The organism is Kitasatospora sp. NPDC059088 (assembly GCF_042738155.1).
Taxonomy (GTDB): Bacteria; Actinomycetota; Actinomycetes; order Streptomycetales; family Streptomycetaceae; genus Kitasatospora.
In genome coordinates this window covers 57,487-68,235 of record NZ_JBHYGR010000041.1, presented here as the reverse complement: position 1 = coordinate 68,235, position 10,749 = coordinate 57,487, and the positions used below count along the sequence as shown (strand labels likewise).

The 10,749-nt window shown below is 74.0% G+C and carries 7 protein-coding genes; 4 read left to right on the top strand and 3 right to left on the bottom strand.

Annotated elements, in window-relative coordinates:
* Positions 1-98: 98 nt before the first annotated feature.
* Positions 99-1,430 (bottom strand): MFS transporter, encoded by a 1,332-nt coding sequence (locus ACFWXO_RS20180; protein ID WP_380525205.1) that lies wholly within the window; start codon positions 1,428-1,430, stop codon positions 99-101.
* A gap of 327 nt (positions 1,431-1,757) precedes the next feature.
* Between ACFWXO_RS20180 and ACFWXO_RS20175 the strand changes: the two genes are divergently transcribed.
* Entirely contained in the window at positions 1,758-3,401 is a 1,644-nt protein-coding gene (locus ACFWXO_RS20175; protein ID WP_380525204.1) for a hypothetical protein, read from the top strand.
* A gap of 72 nt (positions 3,402-3,473) precedes the next feature.
* On the opposite strand, the gene ACFWXO_RS20170 is transcribed toward ACFWXO_RS20175, so the two are convergent.
* A complete protein-coding gene (locus ACFWXO_RS20170) occupies positions 3,474-3,932 on the bottom strand; it encodes a VOC family protein (protein WP_375894462.1) in 459 nt (152 codons plus the stop codon).
* A 136-nt stretch (positions 3,933-4,068) separates the two neighbouring features.
* On the opposite strand from ACFWXO_RS20170, the gene ACFWXO_RS20165 reads away from it, so the two are divergent.
* A complete protein-coding gene (locus ACFWXO_RS20165; RefSeq protein ID WP_380525203.1) occupies positions 4,069-5,274 on the top strand; it encodes a hypothetical protein in 1,206 nt (401 codons plus the stop codon).
* 174 nt (positions 5,275-5,448) lie between these two features.
* Positions 5,449-6,948: an alkaline phosphatase PhoX gene (locus ACFWXO_RS20160; protein WP_375894467.1), complete on the top strand. Its 1,500-nt coding sequence runs from the start codon at positions 5,449-5,451 to the stop codon at positions 6,946-6,948.
* A 30-nt stretch (positions 6,949-6,978) separates the two neighbouring features.
* On the opposite strand, the gene ACFWXO_RS20155 is transcribed toward ACFWXO_RS20160, so the two are convergent.
* Entirely contained in the window at positions 6,979-8,580 is a 1,602-nt protein-coding gene (locus ACFWXO_RS20155; RefSeq protein WP_380525202.1) for a PucR family transcriptional regulator, read from the bottom strand.
* A 382-nt stretch (positions 8,581-8,962) separates the two neighbouring features.
* Between ACFWXO_RS20155 and pruA the strand changes: the two genes are divergently transcribed.
* Positions 8,963-10,591 (top strand): L-glutamate gamma-semialdehyde dehydrogenase, encoded by a 1,629-nt coding sequence (pruA, locus tag ACFWXO_RS20150; RefSeq protein WP_375894473.1) that lies wholly within the window; start codon positions 8,963-8,965, stop codon positions 10,589-10,591.
* Positions 10,592-10,749: the final 158 nt, after the last annotated feature.

Sequence of the window (10,749 nt, the reverse complement as noted above, 5' to 3'; positions counted from 1 at the left end):
TTGTTGTGCTGGGTGTTTGAGCCGCGCGGGCGCGCCCGGGCGGCCGGGGTGTTCGGGGGCGGCGCCGCCCGCGGCGGCCCCCGCTTTCAGTGCCGGGGTCAGGCCGTCTTGGGTTTGCGGGCGATGGTGAGGGCGAGGGCGGCGCAGAGGACGGCGGCGAGGGTGGCGAAGCCGCTGACGGCGGGGAGGAGGCCGTAGGTCTGGACGAGGGCGCCGACGGCGATGACGGGGGCGGAGCTGCCGAGGTAGACGATGATCCAGAGGGAGCTCAGTTCGGAGCCCCGGCGTTCCGGGTTCATCGCGGCGACGGCGGTGGTGAACAGGGAGCGGAAGGCGACGCCCTGGCAGACGCCGCCGAGGACGCTGCCGATGAAGAGCAGCGCGGGTGTGTCGGTGTAGCCGGCCGCGACGACCAGGCCCAGGCCGGCGGCCAGGCCGGTCATGCCGAGGGCGATCACCGTACGGTCGGCGGTCGGCGGGATGATCAGCTGGGCGAGGGCCGAGGAGCCGAGCAGCAGGGCGGCCACGATCGCGCCGGTCAGGTGCGAGGGGGTGTGCAGCAGCTTGGCGGAGAAGGCAGGGGCGAGAGCCAGGTAGACGCCGAAGACCCCGTACGAGATGAAGCCCGCGGTGGCGGCGAGCAGGAACTCGCGGCGGCCGGTGCGCGGCAGCCGCAGGCGCTGCGGGCGCAGGTGGGCCGGGGTGGTGATCCGGGGCGGGGAGGCCGGCGGGCGGTTGCGGCCGGGCATCCGCGGGTGGACCAGGGCCAGTGGCACGCAGAGCGCCAGCAGGGCGACGGCGTGCAGCAGGAAGGGCGTCAGCAGCGGGTCCGAGCCGCCGGCGAGCAGGGCGCCGACCACCGGGCCGAGCGCGACGCCTCCGGCGGAACAGGCCAGGGTGAGCTTGGGGGCCAGCGCCGGGTGGTCGGGCAGCAGGTCACCGAGGGCGGCCCCGGCTGCGCCGGTGGACAGGCCGACGGCGATGCCCTGGACGGCCCGGCCGACCGCGAGCTGCCAGAAGCTGCCGGCGGTGGCGAAGACGAGGTCGCCGGCGGCGGCCAGGGCTACGGCGGGCAGGATCAGGGCGCGGCGGCCGAGGTGGTCGGACCAGTGGCCGACCACGGCCAGCACGGGGAGCAGCGCGAACACGTAGATCGTGAAGAGGATCGTGGTGTCGAGCGGTCCGAGGCCGAGGCGCTGCTGGAGGAGCGGGTAGATCGGCGTCGCCAGGTTGGCACCGATCAGCATCAGCAGCAGGGCGCCGGCGACCAGGCCGACGCGTATGCCGCGCAGCGCGTTCCAGCGGCTGATCGCGGCGAGCTGGAGCTGGGCGCGGGGCGCGAGCTCCAGGGGGAGCAGGGCCTCCGACAGTCGGCGTCCGTCGAGCTGCGCGGTGCGCAGCACGGAGCCGGCGGGGGAGAGGTCCGCCATGGCAGGGGTCTCCTGTGGCCGGGCGCCACCGGGGTCGGCTGGGTGTGCCGGCGCGCCCGTCCTGAGGCGCTGTGGTGGTGGCCGCGGTGCGGGGCTCCCTGGTGGAGCGGGTGAGCTGAGAGAAGGGGCTTCGTTGCCCGGTGGCCCGCGCGGGGTTGTGCGCGGTGCCAAAGCGAAGGATAAGGGGTGGGCGCGTGGAAGCGGCGCGCGCCCCTTTGCGCGCCCTGTGAGGCCGGGCATCGGGGGTGCCCGGCCTATACGCTGAGGTGGTAGATCGACACGCGGAGCTGTTCGAGCTGACCGCTGGCTGAGGGAGAGCACACGACGATGGCCGGACGACGTCGGAAGAACACGGGGGCGGGGGCTTCGGCCGGAGAGGGCGCGGCCGAGGCGGTCCTGCCTGCGGACCTGGAGCTCCAGGACCTCTACGGGGCGTTCGCCGCGCACGGTCTGGACGACGAGGACCTGGACGACGCGGCGATCCTGGTGCCGCCGGTGAAGCTGCCCGCGGAGCAGGAGCTGGCCGAGCAGGCGAAGGCCGTGCCGATGTTCGGCTACGCGCTGGCGCTGGCCCGCTGGGCGTCCCCGCACCGGGTGGTGGACGAGTTCGGGGACCTCGTCCAGGAGGACCGGGCGCCGGTCGCCCGGCTGCTCGGGCTGGCCCCGGCCGAGGGCGAGGTGCCGGAGGAGGCCGAGGTCGAGGCGCTGCGGGCCTGGTCGCTGGCCTGCGACCTGGACCTGGTGGAGCTGGGCACGACCAAGGAGGGCGAGCACGTCGCCGTCCCGGGCCCGGACCTGGAGCCCGCCGAGCGCGGGGACGCGGAGACCGTCCTGGAGCTGTGGCTGACCGCCGCCGGGATCGTCCGGGAACTGGCGGTGGAGGCGGACTCGCTGCCGGAGCAGGACGAGGCGGCGGAAGCGTCGGCGGACCAGGCGGACCAGGACGACGCGGACGAGGACGACGAGGACGGCCTGAGCGAGGTCGAGGAGGCCCGGGACGCCGCCGCCGAGCTGCTCGACGAGGCGCTCCAGGTGCTGTACGAGACCACCGCCTTCGCCGACCCGGGCAACGAGACGGTGCCGCTGGGCGTGCTCGCCGCGCTGCTGGTGGTGCCGGAGGGCGAGGAGCCGAGCGAGGAACTGCTCGGCGACATCACCGACGTGATGGTCGCGCTGGACCCGATGCTGGGCGACCTCGCCGAGCTGGGCCTGCTGGAGTACCGGCCGATCGACCCGGAGCTGTTCGACGAGGAGGAGGGCGAGGAGCCCGCCCTCGTCGGGGAGGCGCCGCTGGACGAGGAGGAGTCGGCCCGCTTCGGGCTGGTCCGGCTCACCCCGCTCGGCCAGTACGGCATCCGGCAGTGGCTGCTGGAGGACGGCTACGACGCCCCGCTGGTCGGCGAGCTGGCCCAGGGGGACGCCGCCGAGCTGCTGCGCGGGGTGTGCGAGGCGGCCAACGTGCTGCCGGAGGAGGAGCTGCGGGCTTGGGTGGCCGGCCGGGAGCCGGAGCCGGCGGCGCGCGAGCTGCTGGCGGCGGCGCGCGGCGACGACGCGTACGGTCCGCTGCGCCGGATGCTGTGCGTCTCGGCGCTGAACCTGCTGGGGGCGGGCGCCGAGCCCGCCGCCCGGGAGGTGCTGGACGACCCGGAGCTCGGCGGTGCGGTGCGGGCCTGGCTGTCCGCGCTGGGCGCGACGGACGTGCCGGTGCCGGAGCGGACGATGGCGCTGTGGACGGTGGTCGACACCTTCGCCGCCCAGCTGCTGGACAGCGGCGGCGACGCGGCGCTGCTGCGCGAGCTGATCACCGACCTGCCGGTGAAGGGCGACCCGGCGTCGTGGTTCGGTGAGCTGTGGCGGGTCGACCACCCGTACACGGCGGACGTCCTGGAGGCGATCGGCGAGCTGCACACGGACCGGGCGCTGGCCAAGGAGGCGCGCAAGGCGGCCTTCAAGGCCCGGTCGAAGGGCTGACGAGGGGCTGACGAGGCGCTGAGGAAGGGCTGAGGAGGGGCGGGCGAGGACGGCGGAGGGGCGGACGACGGGCTACGGGAGGTCCAGCGAGCCGTCCTCGGTGAAGGGGAAGAACGGGTTGTGGGCCAGCTCCCACAGGTGCCCGTCCGGGTCCTCGAAGTAGCCGGAGTAGCCGCCCCAGCTGGTCGGGACCGGCGGCTTGACCACCACGGCGCCGGCCTCGACCGCGGTGCGCAGCGCGGCGTCCACCAGAGCGGGGGACTCCAGGTTCACGGCCAGGGTGACGCCGCGGAAGGAGGGTTCGCCGGTCGCGGGTACGCCCGCGTCGGCGGCCAGCTCCTCGGAGGGGAAGAGGCCCAGCACCGAGTCGGAGGTGCGGAACCAGACGATCTCCGGGCTGGAGGCGGCGGAGCGCCGCCAGCCGAGGTCCTGGTAGAACCGGGCGCTGCGGTCGAGGTCGGAGACGCCGAGGGTGACGATGCTGATCCGGGCGGGGAAGGCGGGCTGGGCTGCGTCGTTCTGTGCTGTCATGCCGCCAGCGTAGGGAGGGCTGCTGACATCGTGGCCGACGGACACGGCCACCGCCCCCGTACGGCAGCGGAGCTGATGACCCGGCAGCTCCCGGCACGTAAAGTGGCGTCAGCGGTGCGGGCGCGAGGACTCGGGGGTGCGGCAGAGGATGGTGCGGGAGAGCGGCGGAAGGCCCCAGGAGTGGAACGTCGAGCGGTCGGGGCCGGAGCGGTCGGGCGGGCCGGAGCGCTTCGCCGGCCAGGAGGACTTCTCCCGCCGGACCCTCGCCACGGTGGACTTCCCGGTGTACGGCGTGGCCGGGCCGCCCGGCCGGGGCGAGGCGCTCGCGGCCTTCGAGACCTGCGGCGGTGAGCTGCGCTGGGTCGAGGTGCAGTGCGGTGACTGGACCACCGCGGCCGGGCCGTACGTGACCGTGCGGACGTACCGGCCGGGGGCCGACGGCTGTGAGGTGCTGCCCGAGCTGGAGGACGTGGTCGAGGACGAACGGGACCGCGTCTACGAGCAGTTGGGCGTGGACGAGGGGGACGGGCCGGGCCGGGTGCGGACCCTGCGGGAGTGGATCACCGTGGACGGTGAGCCCTGCGCGGTGGAGGTGCACGAGGACCGGCCGGTGCCCGGCGGTACGGCAGTCGGCGGCGCCCCGGGCGGCGCGTCGGTCGTTGGGCCGGAGGCCGCCGGGCCGGTGTGGGCCGTCCGGTTGCGGGTCGACGGGCAGGCCGTCACGGTGTGCGGGCGCGGACTGCCCCCCGGCGGGGTGGAGCTCGCCGGGATCGGGGACTTCGACTGCTACCTGCGCGGGCGCACCGAGCTGCTGCGCGACCTGGCCTCCCGGCGGGCCCGCTACGTCCCGGTCGAGGAGCGTGAACTGCCGACCGTCGCGGGGCTGGAGGCGCACCGGGAGCTGATCGCCCAGAGCATCGCGGAGGCCGCCGCGATCGAGGCGCAGGTGCGGGTCGGGCGGACGCCGCGGCTGCCGCGCGGGCTGCGCGGGGACGTCTGCGCGGTGCGCTGGGAGGCGGCGGTGCGCCAGCAGATGCGGCTCGCCACGGAGACCCGGGAGGAGGCCGCGGCGGCGGTGACCTCGATGGTCAACCACCTCAACCGGCTGTCCCAGCAGACGCACTGGCTGATCGGCACGCCGCAGGGCGAGGCGGCGGTCGAGGAGGTGGTCCGGTACACCGTGTTCGCCAGCGAGGTGGCGAGCCTGCCGGCGCAGCGGGCCTGGGAGCAGCTGTGGCGGGAGCGGCCGGGGACGGCCGGGTCGGGCACCCCGGAGGAGCACCGGCTGGTGGAGCAGCTGTGGCTGGCGGCCTGGGAGCAGTGGCGGACCGGGCGGGGCTGATCCGCGCTCGGGCGGCCCGCCTTCGGTAAAGCGCGGGTCATGTGTCAGTCATCGGTTGGCAAATGGTCGCCTCGTCGTGCGGTGGGCGTCATGCCGGGTTCACCCCTGCGGCGGAGTCTGCTGGGCGTCGACGACCTGCCTCGACGCCCGTACACCCCCCCAGGAGTTGCTGCCATGTCGCTGTCCCGTCGGGACTTCGTCAACCGTTCCACCCTCGTCGGGGCCGGCGTGCTGATCGCCGGCGGTGCCGAGGCGCTGGCCAGCGCCCCCGGTGCGATCGCCGCGCCGGTCGGCGGCGAGGCCCCGGTCGCCGCCGCGGCCGGTGCCGCCGGGACCAACGCGGCGGGCGGCGCCGCGATCGGCTACGGCCCGCTGGTGCCGGACCCGGCCGGGCTGCTCTCGCTGCCCGCGGGCTTCTCGTACAAGGTGCTCAACCGGGCCGGGCAGACCCGGCTGCGCACCGGCGAGTTCACCCCGAGCAACCACGACGGCACGTCCGCCTTCGAGGACGAGCGCGGCGGCAACCTGATGGTGGTCAACCACGAGCTGTCCGGCGCCCGGGCCAACTGGCCGCACCCGGTGCCGCTGACCGAGGGGCACGTCTACGATCCGGGCGCGGCCGGCGGCTGCACGATCGTGCACGCCAAGCGGGACGGCTCGGTCGAGCAGTGGGTCGGCATCGCCGGAACCGCCACCAACTGCGCGGGCGGGGTGACCCCGTGGGGCACCTGGCTGTCCGGCGAGGAGACCGAGGACAAGGCCGGCAAGAACGGCTTCACCAAGGACCACGGCTACGTCTTCGAGGTCGACCCCTTCGACGACGACTACAACCGCGACCCGCAGCCGGTGAAGGCCTTCGGCCGGTACGCCCACGAGGCCGTGGTCGTGGACCCCAAGCGCGGTCACGTGTACCTCACCGAGGACGCCTCCAACCCGAACGGCCTGCTGTTCCGCTGGACCCCGCCGGCCGGCTTCCGGCACGGCCGGTACCAGCTGCGCAAGCTCGCCGCCGACGCCGGCGTGCTGGAGGCCTTCAAGGTCTTCGACGCCCAGGGCAGGTTCGTCGACGACCTCTCCCGGGCCACCAAGGTCGGCACCGTCTACGGCGCCGACTGGGTCAAGGTGCAGGACCGCGACGCCCGGACCGTCTCGGTGCGCAAGCAGTTCAAGGAGGGCGAGGTCACCCGGGCCCGCAAGCTGGAGGGCATGTGGTGGGGTGACGGCGGCTTCTACTTCGTCTCCAGCTACGCCCGTTCGGAGAGCCCGCTGCAGCACGACGGCCAGGTGTGGTTCTACAACCCGGCGCGTCGCACCATCACCCTCAAGGTGCTGCTGGGCGTCAACGACGACGTCCTGGGCGACCACGACAACTACGACGGCCCGGACAACATCACCGTCTCGCCGTACGGCGGCATCGTGATCGCCGAGGACGGCAACGGGATCTCGCACCTGTTCGGCGCCACCGAGGACGGGCTGGTCTACCCGATCGCCCGCAACGAGCTGAACATCGGCAGCGCGGCCAAGCCCGAGTTCAGCGAGTTCACCGGGGTGACCTTCTCGGACGACGGCCGGACCCTCTTCGCCAACATCCAGGAGCCGGGCATCCAGCTGGCGATCAGCGGGCCGTGGCGCCGGCTGAACGAGCACAAGCGCGGCCAGGGGTACGGAGCCTGACGGATCATCAGTCAGGCGGCTGCCTGCGGACTACTCGTCCGCGGGCAGCCGCAGTTGCAGCATCGCCAGCAGCCGCTGCTGCGGCTGGGCGAGGTCGATGCCGGTCAACTGCTCGGCGCGGCGCACCCGGTAGCGCAGGGTGTTGGGGTGGATGTGCAGGGCGTCGGCGGCGACCCGGACCTCGCCGAGCGCGTCCAGCCAGGCGAGCACCGACTCGGCGAGCCGGGTGTGGTGGCGGCGGTCGTACGCGGTGAGCGCGGTGAGCCGCGGGTCGCGCAGGCCGGTGCGGTCCTGGAGCAGTGCGAGCACCTCGCTGACCAGCACCTCGGCCTGGACGTCGATCAGCGCCGCGACGTCGAGGTCGACCCCGCCGCGGCCCATCGCGTCCAGGATGCGGTCGGCCTGGGCGCGGGAGTCCGGCACCTGGGACAGGCCGTCGACGGTCGAGCCGATCGCGGCGCGCAGCGGGACGCCGAGGTGCTCCCGGGCGGCGGTGACCACCTCGGCCGCCCAGTCGCGCACGGTGGTCATCGGCAGGCCGGGCGGGAGCTCGGGCAGCAGCACGTAGACCCGGGACTCGATCGGGGCGAGCAGTGCGGCGCGGTGCCGGGCGGCGGTGTGCACCGAGATCAGGCCGGTGACGTCGGAGCGGTGCAGCGCCTCGGTGGTGCGGGCCCCGTACGCGAGCACGGTGGCCGGGCGGCGCAGGTCCAGGCCGAGGTGGGTGGCCAGCGACTGGGGGCCGGTGGAGCCCTCCAGCAGTCCGGTCAGCAGGGTCTGGGTGAGCCGGACGTCGGCGGACAACTCGCGTCGGCGGCGCACCAGTTGGGCGGCCGCGACCCGGGCGGCGCCGACCAGGGCCTGCTCGGCGTGGGCGGCCAGCGGCTGGGCGCCCTCCTGCACCCAGATGGTGCCGAGCGGCTGCGCGCCGGCCCGGATGCCGACCGCCAGGCGGCGGCGCAGGCCGAGTTCGGGGTGCGGTTCGACCGCGATCGGGGTGTCCGAGCTGCGCAGGTGCTGGAAGATGCCCCACTCGCGGAGCTTGGAGAGGTACGGCTCGGGGCCCTGCCAGCCGAGGATGGAGAGCCGGCGCAGGTCGTCGACCTCGTCGGAGTCGGAGGAGCGGGAGTAGGCGAGGACCCGGCTGGAGGTGTCCTCGATCGAGACGATGCCGTCGGTGAGCACGGCGACGGTCTGGGCGAGGGAGAAGAGGTCGCCCGCGTTGGGTTCGGGGGCTCCGGGGGAGGCCGGGGCGTCGGGACCGGCGATGATCGCCCGGGCCAGCGAGTCCAGGTGCTCCCAGCGGGTCTCCCGGCGCACCGACAGCAGGGCGACGCCCGCGTCGGTGGCGGCCTCGCGCAGGGCGTCGGCCTGGCCGGGGGCGTCCAGCTTGACCGCGACGGCGGCGGCGCCGGCCCGGCCGGCCGCGCGCAGGGCGGGGAGGGCGGCGCGGCCGCGGGCGCCGATCGCGAGCACGAGTTCGCCGGGGGAGGCGGTCGGCGGGTCCTCCGGGTCGAGGATCGCGACGTCGCGGACGGGGACGTCCAGGCCCTGGGGGGCGGCCTGGAGTTCGACCAGGGGTTCGCCCAGGGACATCAGCAGCTGGCGGAGCGGGAGCCCGGGGGTGGTCACGCCGGGCCTCCTTCATCCGCTCGGACAACGGTGTGCGGTCGATTTTAGCCGGTTGGACAGCGCCGGGACCGTCCAACGGTTCCGGCCGGGGCGTCCGGCCGGGGGTGGTGCCGGGCGTGGTCCCGAGGGTGGTGCCGGGCGTGGTCCCGAGGGTGGTGCCGGGCGTGGTCCCGAGGGTGGTGCCGGTGGGGCGGGTAGGGCGGATGGGGCTGTCGTGACCGTTGTGTGATCGCTTTCGTCGGTCCGGACAACGCCGTACGGGGGAATTTAGCCGCCCGGCCAATCAAGTGGCCGGGCAGCCAGGAATAGCGTTCGTGCTGTGGCCCGTGCGTGACCCGCGCAGGCCTTCCCCCGCATTGCAACGAAGGAGAGCGTGCGCCTCATGGACGCTGTGACCCAGGTCCCCGCGCCGGTGAACGAGCCGGTCCACAGCTACGCCCCCGGCAGCCCCGAACGGGCTCGCCTGGAGGCCAAGCTGAAGGAGCTGGGCGGCCAGGAGCCGGTCCAGCTGACCATGACGATCAACGGTGAGCGCCGGATGGGCGGCGGCACCGAGATCCACGTCGTCCAGCCGCACAACCACGCGGCTCGGCTCGGCACCCTGCGCAACGCCACCCAGGCCGACGCGCAGGAAGCCATCGACACTGCCCTGGCCGCTGCCCCGGCCTGGCAGGCGCTCTCCTTCGACTCGCGCGCCGCGATCTTCCTCAAGGCCGCCGACCTGCTGGCCGGCCCCTGGCGCGAGACCCTGGCCGCCGCCACCATGCTCGGCCAGTCCAAGACCGCCCAGCAGGCCGAGATCGACACCCCCTGCGAGCTGGTCGACTTCCTGCGCTTCAACGTGCACTTCGCCCGCCAGATCATGGCCGAGCAGCCGGTCTCCTCGGACGGCGTGTGGAACCGCAGCGACCACCGCCCGCTGGAGGGCTTCGTCTACGCGATCACCCCGTTCAACTTCACCGCGATCGCCGGCAACCTGCCGACCGCGCCCGCGTTGATGGGCAACGTGGTGCTGTGGAAGCCGTCCCCCACCCAGCAGTACTCCGCGCACCTGCTGATGCAGCTGCTGGAGGAGGCCGGCCTGCCCAAGGGCGTCATCAACATGGTGACCGGCGACGGCCTGGACGTCTCCGCCGTCGCGCTCAAGCACCCCGCGCTGGCCGGCATCCACTTCACCGGCTCCACCGCCACCTTCCAGCACCTGTGGCGTTCCGTCGGCGAGAACATCGCCGGCTACCGCACCTACCCGCGGATCGTCGGCGAGACCGGCGGCAAGGACTTCCTGGTCGCCCACCCGTCCGCCGACCCGGCCGTGCTGAAGACCGCGATGACCCGCGGCGCCTTCGAGTTCCAGGGCCAGAAGTGCTCGGCGCTCTCCCGCGCCTACGTCCCGGCCTCGATCTGGGCCGGCCTCAAGGACGAGTTCGCCGCCGAGGTCGACGGCCTCACCATGGGCGACGTCAGCGACCTGTCCAACTTCATGTCGGCCGTCATCGACGAGCGCGCCTTCGCCAAGAACAAGGCCGCCATCGACCGCGCCCACGCCGACGCCTCCGTCGAGGTCCTCGCCGGTGGCAGCTACGACGACTCGGTCGGCTACTTCGTCCGCCCGACCGTCCTGGTCTGCCAGGACCCGGCCGCGGAGTACTTCCGCGAGGAGTACTTCGGCCCGATCCTCGCCGTGTACGTCTACGAGGACGAGAAGTACGAGGAGATGCTGGCCCAGATGGAGTCCGTCTCCGCCTACGGCCTGACCGGCGCCATCATCGCCCAGGACCGCGCCGCGGCCCAGGACGCGATGCACAAGCTGCGCTTCGCCGCCGGCAACTTCTACATCAACGACAAGCCCACCGGCGCCGTCGTCGGCCAGCAGCCCTTCGGCGGCGGCCGCGCCTCCGGCACCAACGACAAGGCCGGCGCCAAGCAGAACCTGGCCCGCTGGACGTCGACCCGCTCGGTCAAGGAGACCTTCGTCCCGCCGACCGACTACCGCTACCCGCACATGGGCTGACCAGCCCACCCCGACCGCTCTGCGCCCCGTAGCCAACGGTCACCCGCGACGCCCGGCCCCGCAGCCGGGCGCCGCCCCGCCGGGGGGGGGGCGGGGGCCCGCGACCGCGCCCCCCGCCCGGGATAACAACCACTGTGTATTTTTATTTTTTTAACAAT